Source organism: Streptomyces sp. ALI-76-A (assembly GCF_030287445.1).
GTDB lineage: Bacteria > Actinomycetota > Actinomycetes > Streptomycetales > Streptomycetaceae > Streptomyces.
Genome location: NZ_JASVWB010000002.1, coordinates 4,274,198 through 4,293,007 on the forward strand (window position 1 = coordinate 4,274,198; position 18,810 = coordinate 4,293,007).

At 68.5% G+C, this 18,810-nt stretch carries 18 protein-coding genes; 7 read left to right on the forward strand and 11 right to left on the reverse strand.

What is annotated here, in order from left to right:
* The first annotated feature begins 4 nt into the window (after window positions 1-4).
* On the forward strand, window positions 5-736 hold the full coding sequence (locus QQS16_RS19920; RefSeq protein WP_286063188.1) for a nucleotidyltransferase family protein: 732 nt from the start codon (window positions 5-7) through the stop codon (window positions 734-736).
* Window positions 737-945: 209 nt separating this feature from the next.
* On the opposite strand, the gene QQS16_RS19925 is transcribed toward QQS16_RS19920, so the two are convergent.
* From QQS16_RS19925 to QQS16_RS19950, 6 genes are all read right to left on the reverse strand, one after another.
* Window positions 946-2,664 (reverse strand): DoxX family membrane protein, encoded by a 1,719-nt coding sequence (locus tag QQS16_RS19925; protein WP_286063189.1) that lies wholly within the window; start codon window positions 2,662-2,664, stop codon window positions 946-948.
* 118 nt (window positions 2,665-2,782) lie between these two features.
* Window positions 2,783-3,724 (reverse strand): 23S rRNA (guanosine(2251)-2'-O)-methyltransferase RlmB, encoded by a 942-nt coding sequence (gene rlmB / locus QQS16_RS19930; RefSeq protein ID WP_286063190.1) that lies wholly within the window; start codon window positions 3,722-3,724, stop codon window positions 2,783-2,785.
* Between the two features lie 98 nt (window positions 3,725-3,822).
* Entirely contained in the window at window positions 3,823-5,223 is a 1,401-nt protein-coding gene (cysS, locus tag QQS16_RS19935) for a cysteine--tRNA ligase (RefSeq protein ID WP_286063191.1), read from the reverse strand.
* 80 nt (window positions 5,224-5,303) lie between these two features.
* Window positions 5,304-5,801, reverse strand: a complete 498-nt coding sequence (ispF, locus tag QQS16_RS19940) for a 2-C-methyl-D-erythritol 2,4-cyclodiphosphate synthase (protein WP_286063192.1) — start codon at window positions 5,799-5,801, stop codon at window positions 5,304-5,306.
* On the reverse strand, window positions 5,791-6,555 hold the full coding sequence (gene ispD, locus QQS16_RS19945) for a 2-C-methyl-D-erythritol 4-phosphate cytidylyltransferase (RefSeq protein WP_286063193.1): 765 nt from the start codon (window positions 6,553-6,555) through the stop codon (window positions 5,791-5,793). The genes ispF and ispD overlap by 11 nt, the downstream gene beginning before the upstream one ends.
* Window positions 6,556-6,832: 277 nt before the next feature.
* Window positions 6,833-7,315 carry a CarD family transcriptional regulator gene (locus QQS16_RS19950; RefSeq protein WP_003953493.1) on the reverse strand — a complete coding sequence of 161 codons (483 nt, stop codon included), beginning with the start codon at window positions 7,313-7,315 and terminating at the stop codon, window positions 6,833-6,835.
* A 601-nt stretch (window positions 7,316-7,916) separates the two neighbouring features.
* Between QQS16_RS19950 and QQS16_RS19955 the strand changes: the two genes are divergently transcribed.
* Window positions 7,917-8,582 (forward strand): copper chaperone PCu(A)C domain-containing protein, encoded by a 666-nt coding sequence (locus tag QQS16_RS19955; RefSeq protein WP_286063194.1) that lies wholly within the window; start codon window positions 7,917-7,919, stop codon window positions 8,580-8,582.
* A gap of 192 nt (window positions 8,583-8,774) precedes the next feature.
* Here the strand turns inward: QQS16_RS19955 and phoP are convergent, their stop codons facing one another.
* The gene (gene phoP, locus QQS16_RS19960) at window positions 8,775-9,446 is read right to left on the reverse strand and encodes a two-component system response regulator PhoP (protein WP_004000192.1); all 672 of its coding nucleotides are present in this window, start codon (window positions 9,444-9,446) and stop codon (window positions 8,775-8,777) included.
* Window positions 9,447-9,451: 5 nt separating this feature from the next.
* Complete coding sequence (phoR, locus tag QQS16_RS19965; RefSeq protein ID WP_286063195.1) at window positions 9,452-10,726, reverse strand: two-component system sensor histidine kinase PhoR; 1,275 nt, start codon at window positions 10,724-10,726, stop codon at window positions 9,452-9,454.
* A 237-nt stretch (window positions 10,727-10,963) separates the two neighbouring features.
* On the opposite strand from phoR, the gene phoU reads away from it, so the two are divergent.
* The 4 genes from phoU (at window position 10,964) to QQS16_RS19985 (ending at window position 15,001) form a co-directional block, all read left to right on the forward strand.
* On the forward strand, window positions 10,964-11,665 hold the full coding sequence (gene phoU, locus QQS16_RS19970) for a phosphate signaling complex protein PhoU (protein ID WP_286063196.1): 702 nt from the start codon (window positions 10,964-10,966) through the stop codon (window positions 11,663-11,665).
* A gap of 182 nt (window positions 11,666-11,847) precedes the next feature.
* The gene (locus QQS16_RS19975) at window positions 11,848-12,006 is read left to right on the forward strand and encodes a hypothetical protein (RefSeq protein ID WP_286063197.1); all 159 of its coding nucleotides are present in this window, start codon (window positions 11,848-11,850) and stop codon (window positions 12,004-12,006) included.
* A gap of 239 nt (window positions 12,007-12,245) precedes the next feature.
* Complete coding sequence (locus QQS16_RS19980; RefSeq protein WP_286063198.1) at window positions 12,246-12,494, forward strand: SCO4226 family nickel-binding protein; 249 nt, start codon at window positions 12,246-12,248, stop codon at window positions 12,492-12,494.
* Between the two features lie 455 nt (window positions 12,495-12,949).
* Window positions 12,950-15,001 carry a TerD family protein gene (locus QQS16_RS19985; protein WP_286063199.1) on the forward strand — a complete coding sequence of 684 codons (2,052 nt, stop codon included), beginning with the start codon at window positions 12,950-12,952 and terminating at the stop codon, window positions 14,999-15,001.
* Window positions 15,002-15,306: 305 nt separating this feature from the next.
* Here QQS16_RS19985 and QQS16_RS19990 read toward each other — a convergent pair whose 3' ends face one another.
* Together QQS16_RS19990 and QQS16_RS19995 are read right to left on the reverse strand one after the other, a co-directional pair.
* A complete protein-coding gene (locus QQS16_RS19990) occupies window positions 15,307-15,633 on the reverse strand; it encodes a GYD domain-containing protein (protein ID WP_190053798.1) in 327 nt (108 codons plus the stop codon).
* 739 nt (window positions 15,634-16,372) lie between these two features.
* Entirely contained in the window at window positions 16,373-16,843 is a 471-nt protein-coding gene (locus QQS16_RS19995; RefSeq protein WP_286063200.1) for a hypothetical protein, read from the reverse strand.
* Between the two features lie 459 nt (window positions 16,844-17,302).
* On the opposite strand from QQS16_RS19995, the gene QQS16_RS20000 reads away from it, so the two are divergent.
* Window positions 17,303-17,482, forward strand: coding sequence for a hypothetical protein (locus QQS16_RS20000; RefSeq protein ID WP_286063201.1), 180 nt, complete (start codon window positions 17,303-17,305; stop codon window positions 17,480-17,482).
* Window positions 17,483-17,781: 299 nt separating this feature from the next.
* Here the strand turns inward: QQS16_RS20000 and QQS16_RS20005 are convergent, their stop codons facing one another.
* Window positions 17,782-18,792, reverse strand: a complete 1,011-nt coding sequence (locus QQS16_RS20005; RefSeq protein WP_286063202.1) for a restriction endonuclease — start codon at window positions 18,790-18,792, stop codon at window positions 17,782-17,784.
* Window positions 18,793-18,810: the final 18 nt, after the last annotated feature.

Here is an 18,810-nt window from a genome sequence, read left to right on the forward strand (position 1 = left end):
AATCATGACCGATCCGAACGCCGCGTCCCGCCCCGTTCAAGCCGTCGTTCTGGCCGGTGGCCAGGGCTCCCGGCTGCGCCCGTACACCGACGACCGGCCCAAGCCGATGGTCGAGATCCCCGGCACGGGGACTCCGATCATCGGCCACCAACTCACCTGGCTGGCGGAGGAGGGCGTCACCGATGTGGTGGTCAGCTGCGGCCACCTCGCCGACGTCCTGGAGAAGTGGCTGGCCGCCGCCGACCTGCCGGTGAACGTCACGACCGTCGTCGAGACGGAGCCGCTCGGCCGTGGCGGCGGCCTCAAGTACGCCGCCGCGCACCTGCCGCACCCGGACCAGGCCTGGTACGCGACGAACGGTGACATCTGGACCCGCTTCTCGCTGCGCGACATGGCGGACTTCCACACCGAGCGCGACGCGGTCGCGACCCTCGCGCTGGCGCGTCCGCGCATTCCGTGGGGCGCCGTGAAGACGGACGGGTTCGGGCGCGTCACGGACTTCATCGAGGCTCCGCCGACGACGAACGAGATCAACGCGGGCGTGTACGTCTTCGCCCCGGAGTTCGCCGGGCTGCTTCCCGAGCGCGGTGACCACGAGCGGACGACGTTCCCCCGCCTCGCCCGCGAGCGCCGTCTCGCCGGGTTCCCCATCCCGCAGGGGGCCTACTGGCGCGCCATCGACACCGCGAAGGACCTGACCGAGGCCGCGAAGGAGCTGGCGGCGCTGAGCCGTTGAGACCGCCTCGCAGCCGGCGGGCTGCCCCGTCACCCGCGACCGGTGGACAGCCGGCCAGCCGGCCGTGACGGCCGGCCCGCCCGTAGGCAGGGCGAGCGGTCCACAGGCAGACCAAGGGGCCCCGCACACCATCCGTGCGGGGCCCCTTGGTCGTGTGGGCCGGGGAGTTCAGCCGGTGGGTGGGCCCAGGACGTCGCCCACCGGCTCGGTCACCCCAACAGGCCGCCGACCAGGCCCGGCTGGCCGGAGGAGGACCCTCCGTCGCCGGAGCCGCCGGTGGAGCCGCCCGAGCCGCCGGTGGAGCCGCTGCCGCCGGTCGCGGCGCCGCCGGAGGTCGGACCGGAGGTGGTGCTGGGGGCCTGCTCGACCGGGGAGGTCTGCTGCGGCGGGGCCTGGCCGCCGGTGGTGCCCTGGGTCTGGCTGGGCGCGCCGCCGGTCGCGGTGCTGGTGTCCCGGGTGGCGCCCGGGGTGGTGGCGGTGCCGGCGGACGGGGTGACCCCCGCCGTGGCGCCCTGGGTGGGCGAGCTGGAGGCCGAGGGGGTCTTCTTCTCCCGCTCGGCGGGGTCCCGCGGGAGCGGGGAGCCGGGCAGTTCGTTGCGCGGGGCCTCGCCCGGTCCGGGGACGATCACGCGGTCGGCGTCCCGGACGGCACCGCCGAGCAGCGAGCCGACGAGCAGGGTGATCCCGGCGACGACGGTGGTGAGCAGGGCGCCCCGGCGCAGCACGTAGCGGCGCAGTTCCCAGATGTCGGCGCGGGGTCCGAGGCGGCGCCAGGCGCCGCCGGCGAGGCGGCCGTCGATGGAGTAGACGGGGGCGCCGGCGATGATCAGCGGGGACCAGGCGGCGAGGTAGATGATGTCGGGGGTGTCGTAGGCGGGGACGCTCTTCCAGCTGACGGTGACGAGGAGCGCGGCGGACAGGCCCGCGCCGACGACCGCGGCGACCCGCTGCCAGCAGCCCAGGATCGTGAGGACGCCCACGATCACCTGGAAGAAGGCGATGACGAGTCCGGCGCCGACGGGGTGTTCGAGGGCGAACTGGCGCAGTGGCTCGGCGACTTCCCAGGGGTGCAGGGTGTTGAGCCACTTGACCATGGAGCCGCGTTCGCCGCCGTCGAAGTAGACGGGGTCGCAGAGCTTGCCCATGCCGGCGTAGATGGAGATGAAGCCGAGGAAGATCCGCAGGGGGAGCAGGACGACGCCCAGGTTCATGCGGCGGCCCGGGTAGTAGGCGTGCCGTGCGGGGTCGTCGCCGTGACGCTTGGCGGTCTCGCCGTTCTCGTCGTCGCCGCCGTCGTCCTCGTCCTCGTACGACTCGAACTCCTCGCCGGCGTAGGCGGGTTCGTCGTAGGCGCTGCTCTCGGTCCGCATGTGCGGCAGGAGTCGGGTGCCGTCGGGGACGGGGGTGCGCTGGGCGCCGACCACGGGCGTCTCGACGGTCTGGACCAGGTCGTCGTAGCCGTCGTAGCCCTCGTCGGCGTAACCCCGGTCGCCGTAGCCGCCGTTGACGTCGACACGAGGGATGACCTGGGTGGCTCCGGCGTCGGCGCCCGGGACGGGTGCCTCGCCGTGGCCGACGCTGCCGCCCCGGACGGCTTGGAGCAGGCGGTGGGCGCCGGTGTCGTCGGGGTCGGACTTGCCGCTCCACACGACGGGCCGGCGGCGCGCGCCCGCGCTCGCGCCCGGTCTGCCGGCCGCGCCGACGACAGGCATCAGGGCGGTGTCCTCGGTGGCGCTCAAGTGCCGTGCGATCCGCGGGGATTGGTTATGCCGCGTCGACGCGCCCAACAGCACGCGGAAGCTCACATGATTGACGATGACCTGCGCCGGATCGCTCGGCACCTTCACCATGCTCAGCGCGGGAGCGTCGTCGAAGCCCGACGGGCCGTCCCCCGTGGGTGTGCGGGGTGTTCTGGTGTCCACACTCATCTAACCGAGTGACGTGGGGATAGGACACTGCTTTGACCGGGTGGATCTGTCCGGACCCCGTCAAGGTTGTCCTCGACACCAGGAACACTCCGTCCGGGTGACTACGTCGAACAGCCGATCAGGCGCGTCGCCGTGCGGCTTCGTACAGCACGATGCCCGCCGCGACACCGGCGTTGAGCGATTCGGCGCCACCCGGCATCGCGATCCGCACCCGATGGTCGCAGGTCTCGCCGACGAGCCGGGACAGGCCCTTGCCCTCGCTGCCGACGACGATGACGACGGGGCCGCCCAGCGCCGGCAGTTCGCCGATCTCGGCCTCACCGTCGGCGGCCAGGCCGACGACCGTGATGCCGGCCTTCTTGTACGCCTCCAGGGCGCGCGTCAGGTTGGTGGCGCGGGCGACGGGCGTACGCGCGGCCGTGCCGGCGGACGACTTCCAGGCGCCGGCGGTCATGCCGGCCGCGCGCCGCTCGGGGACGACGACGCCGTGGCCGCCGAAGGCGGAGACGGAGCGGACGACGGCGCCGAGGTTGCGCGGGTCGGTGACACCGTCGAGGGCGACGATGAGCGGGTCCTCGCCCTTGTCGTAGGCGGCGCTCGCGAGGTCCTCGGGGTGCGCGTACTCGTAGGCCGGGACCTGGAGGACGAGACCCTGGTGGTTGAGCCCGTTGGTCATGCGGTCGAGCTCGGGGCGGGGGGCCTCCATGAGGTGGATCCCGCCGCGCTCGGCGGCGAGCTGGAGCGCCTCGCGGACCCGCTCGTCGTTGTCGATGAACTGCTGGACGTAGAGCGTCGTCGCGGGCACGCCGTCGCGCAGTGCCTCGAAGACGGGGTTGCGGCCGACGACCATCTCCGAGGTGCCCTTGCCGCCCCGGCCGCGGGCCGCGGGCCGGCGTACCGTCTGCTTCGCCTTCGCGTTGGCGACGCGGTTCTTCTTGTGTCCCTTGCGCATCTCGGCGGGCGGGGTCGGGCCCTTGCCCTCGAGGCCCCTGCGTCGCTGGCCGCCACTGCCGACCTGCGCGCCCTTCTTGCCGGACATGCGGCGGTTGTTGGCTGCCATGACCTACCTGTCTCTTCCCTGAAGCCGAAGCGTGCGAACGTACGTGTCTATGCAGTGTGCCGCCCGGACAGCCGGGCGGCACAATCGATCAAGGAGGCTCAGCGCGGGCCGAGGCTCCAGCGCGGGCCCTGCGGTCCGTCCTCGATGACCAGTCCGGACTGGTTGAGCTGGTCGCGGATGGCGTCGGCGGTGGTCCAGTCCTTGCGCCCGCGGGCCGCCTCGCGCTGGTCGAGGACCAGGCGTACGAGGCTGTCGACCACGCCGTGCAGATCGTCGCCGCGGTCGGCCTCGCCGGCCCAGTGCGGGTCGAGCGGGTCCAGGCCGAGGACGCCGAGCATGGCGCGTACCTCGGCGAGGCGGGCGACGGCGGCTTCCTTGTCGTCGGCGGCCAGCGCGGAGTTGCCCTGCCGGACGGTGGTGTGCACGACGGCGAGGGCCTGCGGCACGCCCAGGTCGTCGTCCATCGCCTCGGCGAAGGCGGGCGGCACCTCGGCGGAGGGTTCGACGGCTCCCCCGGCCTTCTCCACCACGCGCTGCACGAAGCCCTCGATCCGCGCGAACGCGGACTCGGCCTCGCGCAGGGCCTCCTCGCTGTACTCGATCATGGAGCGGTAGTGCGGGGTGCCGAGGTAGTAGCGCAGCACGATCGGGCGCCAGACCTTGACCATCTCGCTGACCAGGACCGAGTTGCCGAGCGACTTCGACATCTTCTCGCCGCTCATGGTGACCCAGGCGTTGTGCAGCCAGTACCGGGCGAACTCGTCGCCGTATGCCTTGGCCTGGGCGATCTCGTTCTCGTGGTGCGGGAAGATCAGGTCCAGGCCGCCGCCGTGGATGTCGAAGGCGGAGCCGAGGTACTTGTGGGCCATCGCCGAGCACTCCAGGTGCCAGCCCGGACGGCCCCGGCCCCACGGGGTCTCCCAGCTCGGCTCGCCCGGCTTGACCGCCTTCCACATGGCGAAGTCGCGGGGGTCCCGCTTGCCGGTGATGCCCTCCTCGGCGGGCTGGCGCATCTCGTCCAGGTCCTGCCGGGACAGCTCCAGGTAGGCGGGCCAGGAGCGCACGTCGAAGTAGACGCTGCCGTCGGCCTCGTAGGCGTGGCCGCGCTCGATGAGGCCGCGCATCATCTCGATCATCTCGGTGACGTGGCCGGTGGCACGCGGTTCGTAGGTGGGCGGCAGGCAGCCGAGGGCGTTGTAGCCGTCGTTGAACGCGCGCTCGTTCTCGTAGCCGATGGACCACCAGGGGCGGCCCTGCTCGGCGGCCTTGGCGATGATCTTGTCGTCGATGTCGGTGACGTTGCGGACGAACGTGACGTCGTAGCCGCGGTACTGGAACCAGCGGCGCATGATGTCGAAGTTCAGGTAGGAGCGGACGTGCCCGATGTGCGGGGCCGCCTGCACGGTGGCGCCACACAGGTAGATCGAGACACAACCCGGCTGGAGCGGGGCGAAGTCACGGATCTGCCGGGCGCTGGTGTCGTACAGGCGAATAGTCACGTGTCCAGGGTAGTAGGCGACGGGGAGTGCCTCGCGACCTTCGGCTCAGGGCGGGCGGATTCGTGACGTTCGCGGCGGCGTCAGGTCCCGGCGCGTGCGACCAGGGCCGTGGCCACCGCCATCAGGCCTTCGCCCCGCCCCGGGAAGCCGAGCCCGTCGGTGGTCGCGCCCGACACCGAGACCGGGGCTCCGGCCGCCTCGGACAGGATCTTCTGGGCCTCGTCCCGGCGCTTGCCGATCTTCGGGCGCGGGCCGACGACCTGGACGGCGATGTTGCCGATGGTGAAGCCCGCCTCCCGGACGATCCGGGCGGCCTCCGTCAGCAGCGTGACGCCGGAGGCACCCGACCACTCGGGGCGCCCGGTGCCGAAGTGCTGCCCGAGGTCGCCCAGCCCGGCCGCCGAGAACAGCGCGTTGCAGGCGGCGTGGGCGACGACGTCCGCGTCGGAGTGGCCGGCCAGACCGGCGCCCTCGCCCTCCCATTTCAGGCCGGCGCACCACAGTTCGCGGCCCTCCTCGAAGGCGTGGATGTCGGTGCCGATGCCTACCTGGGGAAGCAGCGGTGCCTCAGAAGCCATCGTTGAGCCTCCTGCGGGCCAGGACCGCCTCCGCGAGGACCAGGTCCAGCGGGCGCGTGACCTTGAAGGCCTCCTCGTGGCCGGGGACGGTCACGACCGTCTCGCCGAGCTGTTCGACCATGCCGGCGTCGTCGGTGACGTGGCCGGTGACCGCCTCGTGGGCGCGGACCAGGGTCGCGCGGTCGAAGCCCTGGGGGGTCTGGACGGCCCGCAGCCGTGCCCGGTCCGGGGTGGCGACGACCGGTTCCGGCTCGCCCGGCGTCGCGGCCGGCTCGACTTCCTTGACGGTGTCCGCGAGTGGCAGCGCCGGGACGACGGCCACGGCTCCCTCGCGTACGGCCTCGATGACCGCGTCCACCGTGTCGACCGGGACGAGGGGCCGGGCGGCGTCGTGGACGAGCACGATGTCGTAGGCGGACGGCAGCGCGTCCAGGCCGAGCCGTACGGACTCCTGGCGGGTCTCGCCGCCGGGGACGACCAGGAAGTCCGTGCGCTCGGGCAGCGCGTCCGCGTCGAGCAGTGCCTTGACCTCGCCGGCGCCGTCGGGCGGGGCCACGACCACGACCAGGGAGACGGCGCGGGAGGCGGCCAGCGCGCGGACCGCGTGGATGAGCATGGGGGTGCCGTTCAGCGCACGGAGCGCTTTGGGAGCGCCCGGGCCGAGCCGTACGCCCCGGCCGGCGGCCGGGATCACAGCGGCGGTGCGGGCGGTCGTACGGCCCTGGGCGGGCGCGGGGCGGGAAACGTCAGACATCGGTTCCTGTCAGGTTTGTGTGCTCGGCCTACGTGGGTATGGCCTCAGCGTGTCGGGTACGACAGCTTGACCAGAACCCTTCCGTGACCCTGGTCGAGCCGACTGTCCGGGCCCGGCACGCACAGTATCGGGGGAGCTCTCCTCCGAGGTGAACACGCGTACGGCGCCGAAACGCGAACATGCCGCAGCGCCCGGCGACAGCAAATGCGTCATCGGGCACCGCGGCATTTCAATGTGCTGAACTGAGGCGGGCTGCTCACGGCGGCCTGCGTCGGTGTCAGGACGCGAGGACCTCGTCGAGCAAAGCCTCGGCCTTGTCCTCGTTCGTGTTCTCCGCGAGCGCGAGCTCGCTCACCAGAATCTGGCGGGCCTTGGCGAGCATGCGCTTCTCACCGGCGGAGAGTCCGCGCTCGCGCTCACGACGCCACAGGTCACGCACGACTTCCGCGACCTTGATGACATCGCCGGAGGCGAGCTTCTCCAGATTTGCCTTGTAACGACGGGACCAGTTCGTGGGCTCCTCGGCGTACGGCGCGCGCAGCACCTCGAAGACCCGGTCCAGCCCGTCCTGACCGACCACATCACGCACGCCGACGAACTCCGCATTGTCCGCTGGCACACGTACCGTCAGGTCGCCCTGGGCGACCTTCAGCACCAAGTAGGTCTTGTCCACGCCTTTGATCTGGCGAGTTTCGATAGCCTCGATCAGCGCGGCCCCGTGATGGGGATAGACCACGGTGTCGCCAACCTTGAACGTCATGTGACAGGTACCCCTTCCGTGGCTATCCAGAGTAACACGGAAGTCGCGGGTTCTGAATGACGTTTTCGCAGGTCAGGGCATATCTCGGGGCTTGACAACAGCGACAGGAACGTGCTGCGCGGGCCGAGCGGAAGAAAGTATTCGCAGGTCGGAGCGGCTCTCCGGGGGAGGTGAAACGCGTACGTTACACGCATCCGGAGGACCCCCCGGACAGCCGAACATCCCGATATGTCCGGTTCCATGTGTGCGACTTCCGCTACTCCGTTCGGCGTCAGTGGTCGGGTCCGAGCCGAATCCGAAATTGATCATCAGGTCACCCGGCCGGCCGAGCGGTGATCAATTCCGTGGTTCACGGATTCCGCCACGGAAAATCACCGGCGCCGTACAGGGGGCGCTTATGTGAATGGACGACGAGCGCCGGCGCAATGTGACTCACGAGACAGTTGTGACGCCCGTGGCTACGCCAAGCCGAGGAAGCCGACCGCTCGGGGGAGGGTCGGGTGCGGCGGCGTGGGAACGGCTCGGTAACCTGAGGCCGCTGACAGACACTTAGCGCGGCTTTACGGGCCGCCCTCGCTCGAGTCAAGGAGTTACCGCCGCCGTGAGCAGCAGCCTTCGACGCGGTGCCCTCGCCGCCGCCGCCATCGCGTTCTCGATCGCCTCGCTCGCCGCGTGCAGCGCCGGCAACAACGCCCAGACCCTCCAGGTCAAGCCGGACAACGCGGCCACCACCGTGGGGGACATCAAGCTCCAGAACGTCGTGCTCATCACCCAGCCCGACCCCGAGACCGAGGGCCCGGCGGTGATCTCCGCCACCGTGTTCAACGGCGGCAGCCGTGCCCAGACGCTGGAGTCGGTCAGCGTCGAGGGCGCCGGCACCGCCGAGATCAAGCCCGCCGGCGGCGAGGGCGAGCTGACCGTCCCGGCCGGCGGCTCCGTCGTCATCGGCGGCAAGGACAACGCCTCCGCCGTGCTGAACGAGCTGGGCGAGTCCGTCAAGAACGGCAACGCCCAGAAGGTCACCTTCACCTTCAGCGAGACCGGCGGGGTGAGCCTGCGCGCCTTCGTCGTCCCCGCCGAGAGCTACTTCACCTCGTGGGGCCCCACCGAGATCCCGGCGGCCTCGGGCGGCTCGGCGGAGCCGGGTGAGGGCACCTCGGGCTCGCCCGACGCGTCCACCTCCCCGGAGGGCACCCCGGCCGACTCGACCACCCCGGGCGACGCGGCCTCCGCGAGCGCGACGGAGTCGCCGGCCGCCGGCCACTGAGGGCCGTGAGGCGGGTCGGCCGTACTGAGGGCCGTACGGAGTGCCGCGCGACTACGGCGGACCGTACGACAGGGTCGTAGAACGAGAGGGCGGGACCTCCCGAATGCTTCGGGAGGTCCCGCCCTCTCGTGTGCGGACTTCGGATACGGCTTGCGGCGTCCGGCTTGCGATCTACGGCTTGCGGCTCACGGTCTACGGCTCGAACTTGTAGCCGAGGCCGCGGACCGTCACCAGGTACCGCGGCGCGCCCGGGTCCGGTTCGATCTTGGCGCGGAGGCGCTTGACGTGGACGTCGAGGGTCTTGGTGTCACCGACGTAGTCGGCGCCCCACACCCGGTCGATGAGCTGCATGCGGGTCAGGACGCGGCCGGCGTTGCGCAGCAGCATCTCCAGGAGGTCGAACTCCTTGAGGGGGAGGTCGACCTTCGAGCCGGAGACGGTGACGACGTGGCGGTCCACGTCCATGCGGACCGGGCCCGCCTCCAGCGCGGCCGGGGTGACCTCCTCCGGCTCGCCCCGTCTGCGCAGGACGGCCCGGATCCGGGCGACCAGCTCACGGGAGGAGAAGGGCTTGGTCACGTAGTCGTCGGCTCCTATCTCCAGCCCGACGACCTTGTCGATCTCGCTGTCCTTGGCGGTCACCATGATGACGGGGACGTTGGAGCGGCCGCGCAGCTGACGGCACACCTCGGTGCCCGGCAGGCCGGGCAGCATCAGGTCGAGGAGGACGAGGTCGGCGCCGTTGCGCTCGAACTCGTCGAGTCCGTCGGGTCCGGTGGTCGCCACGGCGACCTCGAAGCCCTCTTTGCGGAGCATGTACGAAAGGGCGTCGGAGAAGGACTCCTCGTCCTCGACGACGAGCACACGGGTCACGGAAGGACCTCCGGGGCAGACAGCGGTTCGTAAGAGGATGTTGGGGGGACTGAGGGGCTGGAACGGCCGGACTCGCCCACGAGACCGTCGAGGTCCGGGTGCTGGTGCGCGCGGTCGCGGGCCGCGCCCGCCTCCGGCAGCCGCAGGGTGAAGGTGGAGCCCTGCCCCTCGGCGCTCCACACCGTGACCTCCCCGCCGTGCGAGGCGGCCACGTGCTTGACGATGGCGAGGCCGAGGCCCGTGCCGCCGGTGGCACGGGAGCGGGCCGGGTCGACGCGGTAGAAGCGCTCGAAGATGCGCTCCTTGTCCTTGTCGGAGATCCCGATGCCCTGGTCGGTGACGGCGACCTCGATCATGTCACCGCCGGGCGCGTTCACCCGGCGGGCGGCTATGCCGACGCGGGTACGGGCGGGCGAGTAGTTGACGGCGTTCTCGACGAGGTTGCCGAGGGCGGCGGCGAGCTGGCCGCGGTTGCCCCAGACGTGCAGGTCGGCGGTTCCGCCGGCGGCCATGGTGATGGCCTTGGCCCCGGCCTGGTGCCGGCAGCGGTCGATGGCCTCGGCGACCAGTTCGTCGACGCGGACGGGTTCGGCGTCCTCCAGGGGATCGTCGTTCTGCACGCGCGAGAGGTCGATGAGCTCCTGCACCAGGTTGGTGAGCCGGGTCGCCTCGATCTGCATGCGGCCGGCGAACCGCTCCACCGCCTCCGGGTCGTCGGAGGCGTGGATGACAGCCTCGGACAGGAGGGAGAGCGCGCCGACGGGGGTCTTCAGCTCATGGCTGACGTTGGCGACGAAGTCGCGTCGTACCGCCTCGATGCGCCGGGCCTCGGTGAGATCCTCGACCAGCAGCAGCACCAGCCGGGAGCCGAGCGGCGCCACCCGCGCGGAGACGGCGAGGGCCTCGCCCCGCCCGGTCCCCCGCCTCGGCAGATCCAGCTCCACCTGTCGTATCTCCCCGTCCCGCCGGGTGTCCCGGGCCATCAGGAGCATGGGCTCCACGGAGAGCTTGCCGCCGCGGACCAGCCCGAGGGCGTACGCGGCGGAGCTGGCCTTGACGACGGCGTCCGCCTCGTCCAGTACGACGGCCGAGGACCGGAGCACGGACAGGACGGTGTCCACGCCCGGCGGAAGCACCGGGTCGGTGTGCAGGGAGGTGCGAGTGGGGCGCTTCTGCTCCCGCTCGCTCCAGCGGAACGCCAGCATGGCGATGACGCCGGTGAGTACACCGGCGATCGCTGCCGCTGCGGCGACCGCCGCGTTCACGTCCATGCACCCAGGTTAGGCACGGGTTCGCTCCGGGCCACAGCCATCCGAGTGCGACCTCGAACACTCGTCGCCCAGAGTTCACCTTGGAGCCAGTGGTGGTTCATTTGGGGTGACGGAAACCGACGCGTACGGGCCACACCGTGGGAGCGTGGGGAGCGAAGCGCCGGTCGTGCAGGACATACGCACCGGGCCCCGGCCCCCGGTGAGCCCCCGGAAGACGACGTACGAGAGGGAACCCTGATGCGGGACGCGTACCACGAGGAACTGGACTCGATCAGCGACAGCCTGGTGGAGATGGCCCGGCTGGTCGGGTCGGCGATCGGACGCGCCACCACGGCGATCCTCGACACCGACCTGAAACTGGCCGAAAGCGTGATCGAGGCCGACCAGCGGGTCGACGAGCTCCAGCACGACCTGGAGGCGCGCGCGATAGCGCTGCTGGCCCGCCAGCAGCCGGTGGCGACCGACCTCCGGATCGTCGTGACCTCGCTGCGGATGTCGGCCGACCTGGAGCGCTCGGGCGACCTGGCCCAGCACGTGGCCAAGCTGGCCCGGCTGCGCTTCCCGCAGCGCGCCGTCCCGCACGACCTGCACGCGACGATCCTGGAGATGGGCCAGCTGGCGCAGCGCCTGATGGCGAAGGCGGCCGAGGTGATCATCACGAAGGACGTCGACCTGGCGCTCCAGCTGGAGCAGGACGACGACGAGATGGACCTCCTGCACCGCACGCTCTTCCAGCACCTCATCGACGACCGCTGGAAGCACGGCATCGAGACGGCCGTCGACGTCACGCTGCTCGGCCGCTACTACGAGCGGTTCGCCGACCACGCGGTGTCGGTGGCCAAGCGTGTGGTGTACCTCGTCACGGGGGAGCACGCGGACGAGCTCCAGGCGGACGTACAGCCGGACATCCAGGCGGGGCCGGGGGTGGAGGGGGTCTGAGGCGGGGTGAAGTGGGGTGAAGTGGGGAGGGGCGTGTGGGTGCCCGGGCGTGCGGGTGCCCGGGCGTGCGGTGCCCGGCGTGCGGGTGCCTGTTCAGGGCGCGTACGAGCCACAATGCGCCGTTGATGCGCCCAGCCGAACGGGCGTCCAATGGGCACAGGCTCCAGCCTTGAGGAGGGACCATGTCCGAATCCCCCAGCACTCCCCCGCCCGACCCCACGCAGGAACGCCCGACCGAGCAGCCCGCCGAGATCAGGAGCCTCCCGCTCGTCGGCGCGTGCGGCTGCGGCTCGGGCTGCGGCTGCGGCTGCCAGTCGGGCAATCCGTGCCAGTGCGGCTGACGGGGCGGTGAATCGCGTACGGCAGTGCGTCTCGTACGACAGCGCAGTTCGTACGACAGCGCAGTTCGTACGACAGTGAGGGCCTCGGCGGCGAGCCGCCGGGGCCCTTCGTCGTTGCCGGCGGCCTGCGCGAGCCGCTCGGGGTCGCACCGGCCCCCGCGCGGACGCACCATGAAAGGGCAGGTGCGCAAGCGCACTCCCGCACTCGCGCACTCGGAAGGGCAAGGAGGTGCGAGGCCATGGCTCAGTTCATGGACGTCCATCACGGGTTCGAAGGCATCACGCCCGAGCAGCTGAGGGAGGCGCACGACGCCGACCTCGCCGTGGAGAAGGAGGAGAACGTGCACTTCGAACGCGCCTGGGCGGACCCCGCCTCCGGCACGGTCTACTGCCTCTCCGAGGCCCCCTCGGCCGACGCGGTCCAACGCGCCCATGAACGCGCGGGACACCGGGCCGACGAGATCCATGAGGTCCCGCTGTCGGTCTGACGCGGGGACATGAGGCACGGCACACACACGCGCGCGCTGCGCACGAGCCGGGACGGGAACGGCAGCCTTTCCAAAAGGCCCGGCATGGATATCGAGCTGACGTACGAGAGGGGGCTGCTGCACAGCATCGGCCCCCTTGAGATCTTCTACGACCGGCTCGGGCCTGGGAGGCGCGTCAGCGGGCCGAGGCTCGTCGCCCGTAGCCCGTAGCCCGTAGCCCGTAGAGAGCTGGCTCGGCCCGTGGGGAAATCCGGCCAAGCCGCGCCCGGCCGTTACGAGTTGCGCAAGGTGAGCGTCCCGTCGGGCTTGCTTCTTGTTTCTCCGGACGCTCCCGCGGTCTCGTTATCGGGTACTACAGTCCTTTGTTGTGCCATACGTCACATGATGGTGGCATCGAGTGGGTGGCTTGGGTGGGGGCAGCCAGGCGTCCGCGTTGCGCGATCTTGGGGGGCTTCATGCGGGAGATGGTCAAGGGCTCGAACGTGGCGTTGGCGGCGCTGAGCGAGAACGCCGGTTCGGTGATCGTGAGTCTGAGCTGGGTCAGCCCGACCGGTGAAGGCGATGCGGACGTGTCCGTCCTGCTGCTGGATGCGAACGGCAAGGTGCGCAGTGACAGCGACTTCTACTTCTACAACAACCCGGTTGCCGCTGACGGGAGTGTGCAACTGCTGGGGAAGACGCCGACGCAGAGCGGCGACGAGGACCGGATCACCTTCGACCTGACCGCGGTCCCGTCCGGCATCGACCGGATCGTCGTGGCGGCGAGCCGCTACGAGGGCGCCGGCTTCGGAGAGCTGGAAGACCTGAAGATGACACTGGCCGACGGCGGAGGGGAGGGCCTTCTCGGGTTCGCCATCGATGACGCCGGCACGGTGAGCGCGATCATCTTCGGCGAGTTGTACCGGCGTGGGGAAGAGTGGAAGTTCCGGGCGGTCGGACAGGGTTACGACACCGGCCTGGCCGGTCTCGCGGCGGACTTCGGTGTCGACGTCGACGACGACGCGGGCGCGGAGGAAACGGCGGACAGTATGGAGGGCCGCGAGCAGGCTGCTCCTGCTGTTCCGGCTCCGGCTCCGGCTCCGGCTGCCGAGCAGGAACAGCAGGTGACGCCAGGCTTGGTGCCGACACCCCGCCCGCCCGGCGACGAGGCGGGGCCGAGGAAGGCGGCACGGCCTCGCACTGCGAAGAAGAAGGTCACTGTGCCCCGGGTGGCCAGGAAATCTCTGGCGGACAATGAGTCCTGGAAGCGAGCCAGACTGTTTCCGGTGTCGCTGCTCAAGAGCGACCGGGACCGTGAGACGCGCGCCACGTCGGTACTGCTCTCGGTGATGGCACAGGTGCCGGAGTTCGGCCGAAGGCTCACGGCGGCGTTCGGAGCACCGTCGGGCCGTATGGAGACGTTCACCGAGGTCTCCCTGCCGCATGGCGACACACCGCGACGCCCCGACGGGGTGGTCCGTGTCGAGCGGGCCGGCAAACTGTGGACCGCGCTGGTGGAGACCAAGACCAACGGCAACGTTCTCAAGCCCGAGCAGGTGCAGGCGTACGTGGACATCGCCGCACGCCGTGGCTACGAGGCCGTGATCACACTGTCGAACGACGTCGCGCTGGAAGGCAGCCCGCTCGTCGACGTGAAGATGGACGGACGGCGCAAGCACAAGGTGGCTCTGTGGCATCTGTCCTGGGCTGAAGTCACCCACCAGGCGCAGATGCTGATCCGGCACGAGGGTGTCGGAGACAAGACACATGCCTGGCTTCTCCAGGAACTGCTGTACTACCTGCGGCATGAGAACTCCGGCTGCCACGGCTTCCAGAACATGGGAGCTGCCTGGGTCCCCGTACGCAACGGAATCGACGACGAGACCCTGTGTCAGGGCGATGCGCGTGCCCTGGAGGTGGTCGAGAGCTGGGAACGGCTCATCCGTCAGATCTGCCTCAGCCTCGGTGGTGAACTCGGACAGAAGGTACTGCCTGTTCAGCGTGCCAAGCGTGGAGCTGATCCGAGAACCCGCCGCAGTCTCCTGGCCGATCAGCTGTGCGTCGACGGCAGGCTTCACGCAGAACTGCGGATCGAGGGCGCACCCGGGATTCTGGCGATCAGCGCCGACCTGCGCACCGGCAAGCTCCGCAACTCCATCGAGATCCCCGCACCCGAGCAGGGCTACCCGCTGACCTGGGCCAAACGCCTCATCCGCCGCTTGGCCGAGGCACCGGCAGACCTCCACATCGAGACCCTGATCGAAGGAGAGACCGGGGGGCCACGGGGCACGCTGGAACGGCTCCGTCCGGAGCCGGCCGACATGCTCCCGAAGAACAACGACACCCACATCACCGGCTTCCGCCTGTCCCTGTTCAAAAGCATGGGAAGCAGCCGCGGGAACGCCGAGTCCGGCTTCATCCGCAGCGTCGACGACGCCGTGCACCGCTTCTACACCACGGTGCTGGTCCACCTGGACCGCCCGGCGCCCCGGCAAGCAGCAGCGAAGGAACCCGCCGGAACGGGGTGACGCCCGTTCGCGGACAGTCACACGCAGGTCGCGCACCGGCTGACCGGGCTGACCCCAGGTGCACGAACAGGCCCCCTACCGACGGAAGAACCGCGGGCAGGGGGCCTGTTCGTGGGTGTTTTACTTCTTCTTGCCCTGGGTCTTGCCGGAGATCTAGGTGAACTGGGTTTTTGCTGGTCAGAGGCGGTGGGCTCGTGCACCTAGTGGTCGTCGTTGATCGTTGTTGGCCACTGTTGAGCGGCCTCGGACGGCCCATGGACGGCCCACCGCTGGGACTTACTCGTCGCTGCCAGCCACCTGGACCGCTACGCGCCGGGGGCCCGGTACTGCACTTGCCCGGCTTTGCGCAGGGCATCCATCGTTTCGTCGATGCTCAGGAGAACGGTCGTCTCAAACGAGCTGAGTGCGCCGCCTCCGCTAATCGCCAGGGCGACCGCGGCCATGGAAACGTTGTCGGGGGCCTCCCACAAGTTGTAGCCGTCGTGGGTGCCGAACGCGTACCAGAAGCCGTGCAGCTTGCCGCCGACGGACTCGATGTACGACTGAGCGGCCTTTGCGCGGTCCTCGGGGTGGCCGATGAGTCTCGCCCACGTCTCCGGCGTGTAGCTGAACCTTGATAGATAGAGCGGCATCATGTCTCCCTTTCGTCCCAGCAAGGGATGCCCTCGCCGGGTGAGACACGCCTCCGAGACCGCGCGTATCTCCCCCGAACGGCCGGGATGATGACCGGCAGGGTCAGTGGCGTGAGCGACTCCGCCCGCATCGAAACCACAGCATCGAAGCCCTCAACTTGGGAAGCTGCGGGCATTTGGGGCCAGGTTGGGCGTTGACCTGGGCAAACGCTCGGATCGTGATGTCGTCGGACTAGGCGGCTCTCCCTCTGATTCCCCGTTGTTCCCCGCTCGATCTGGTGCGCTTGTGGTGCGGTCGGGAAACGGGTTATCGAGGGTGCTCGAAATTGGGGTGTGCGGCAGGGTCCTGCTAGTCGCACTCTGGGGTGCTGAGTCGTTGGAAGCTCTCCGACAACTGGTACGCCGATCTGCCCGGCCTCTGTCGAGCAGCTGCGGGAGCGCCGGGCCTTCGCCGCTCAACGGGCTGAGCCTGCCGTGGCGCGTGGCTGGGGCGCAACCCCAAGGCTGGGCGGGAGTGGCGGCAGCGGCTTCGCGCTGTCGATGACGAATTTTTCGCCAAGAGGATGAAAGGCTCTTCGGGAATGGGTTTTGTTGAGTGAATGGATTCCGAGCCAATACCCCAATCACGTTTGCTTCGCTCCCATAGTCTGGGTTATTTGAAAGGACGTAGCCGGTCACCTCTAGCTCGATACCGGGTTCGATATTTCCGAACGAATGTTGTGCGGCAACCGGAACATATCTACAATTCGAGCAGGTTGGAGTCATTGCGGGAGAACTCCTGTCTTCTCCTGGCTGAGGGCGTGTTATTGGCTACCGTTGAGCGACCTCGGACGGCCCATGCGACCGCCACGCCTTCAGGAATGCCCGAGCGGACACTGAGGCTCATCAGGACATTGTTCACCCAATGTTCAAGCCACGTGGCATAGAAGAGAATCGCGAACCAATGCTCATCGGCGTGCATGGCACAGGCGGCCTTCTTGAGGAGATCGTCACAGTGGTCAGTTACCACATGTACATCGTCATCGGACCACGTGGTCTGCCCCTCGATTGTCGCGACTTGAGCGTCTGTATATCTAGCGGTGTTGATCACCTCCTCGTCCGTTAATTCTTCGAGGTCAACCAAACCGCGCCGAACGTATTGGTCGACGATCCCCCAAAAAATTCTACTCTTGAGTGACTCGTCGACAAAGGGTGCAGATTCCTCATCCATGTGGGCAAGTGTGCCATTCCGCCCGTGGTGCGGGCAGGTGAATTATGAGGTCGTGGTCGGCGGAGCGGCTTTGGGGTGGCGCTGCTTTGGCGCGAGTGATCATGGCCCCGAGCGAACGCGGTTAGCAAGCACGGTTAGCGAACGCGGTTAGCAAGCACGGTTAGCGAACGTGGTTAGCGCCTGCCATGCGTGCATGCACGCACGCACGCTGAGCATGCATGCACGCACACCCAACCAAGATCGACTCGACGTTCGAATGCGTCTCGAACGCACGAAAGGAGCCCGCAAGCTAAGTTATATGTGTCACTCATTCACGACCCGCCTGCCTTCATCTGGAGATTTGCCCGAAGACCGCATACCTGAATAGGCTGCGCAAGCAATTCAGGGCCGCTCCCATTGCCCGGGAACGGCCCTGTCTCCGTTGGTTTATCGACTCACATCATCCTCAGGAGGATATTCATGGTCCCACGCGCAGGTGTCAGCGTCGACATCTGTCCCCGCGACTTGCCGGGCACGCTCGTCGGCACGGCCGGTGGAGCGCTTGCCCTGTGGGCCGACGCCCCCGCCGCGATCGTCGTCCCCGTGGCACTGCTGATCATCCTCGACATCCGGGTCCGCCTCTGGCGCCAGCACACCTGACGGCCCACAGACGGCCCAGCCCCACCAAAAAGCCCCCGCCCCGCGAGAAACTCGCAGGCCGGGGGCTTGCTGGTGTCGCGTTACTTCTTCTTGCCCTGGGTCTGGCGGGCCCGTTTTTCGCCCCTGGTCAGCGGACCGCGCACCTCAACTGACCTGCGGTTGGGCCGTCGTTGTCGGTCGTCGTTGGTCGTTGTCGGTCGACCTCGGAGGGCCCAGAGAGGGCCCAGCGGTGCGGTCCCGGGCTCTCCCAAAGAGGAGCAGCCCGCGGACGCCATCCAGGGCGTGGCACGGTGAGTCGGCTACCCGTCCAACCTGTAGCGGCGCACCCGATCCGAAACATGTTCTTCAAAGAGATCCATAGCGTGAACCTCCCCGCTGAGAAGGCGTTTCAGGTCGCTTGAATCCCAGAGAAGAACTGTCCGGCCATTTGGCTCTTGAGCCGCGTTACTGCGACAAGCATCGGTGAACCCAGACCAAGCGACATAGATTCCAGCGATTACCGCTGGCCGCCTCCCTAGTTTTGCCGTGAGATCGGCGAGCTCACGCGATTGAAGCTTCTTCGCCTTCCAGCGACACTCAATGACAGCACGGAATGGCTTATGTACGAAAAAGTCAATCTGTTCCCCATTCCGCGTGACTCCTGGCTCTACTTCACAACCGTGCGCCGCCAGCAACTCTCCCAGCCACACCTCGAATCGGTTTCCCCTACCGGACCCTTTCAGTTCCGAAATTACATCCAGTTGACCTTGCAGGCGAGCAAGAGCACTCCTATCGATCTTTCGGCCCATAAGTTCGGCAATGGCATCTTCCCAACCCGGTAGCCTAATTGCGCTGCCAGCATCGAGGTCCGCCTGCTCTGCCCCCACAAATTCCGAGTTAGCGGAGTGAATGTCGGGAATTGAATGGAAGGCGACTTTTTGGTCGACCTCTACCGTCAAATGAAGCTTGTAGCTATCATCTACGCCTGCGACTTCCCGCACCACGCGTTCGTGATCGGCTCGCCTATACATGCTCCTATGGGCAAGCTGTCCATCCTCCCATCGCTCATCCAGGACGATCCGGTCCTCAGTCCCCGGTTTGATGAATACCCATTCCTTGACGAGTGAGACAATCACTCGAATCTCAAGAGGTCCCAGAAGCTCGAAACAATCTGGTCGCTGATCTGCTAGATCCGAGTACAAGGCGCTAACCTTAGAGCGGTAAGCAGAAAGAACGCGTTTCCAATGTTCACGCGTGAAAGCTGGCCAAGCGTCAGCATAGGCCTTCGATGGCACTAGAGGATTTTCCCCAAAGTGAATCGACTCAGCCATAGGATCTCCCTGCCGATG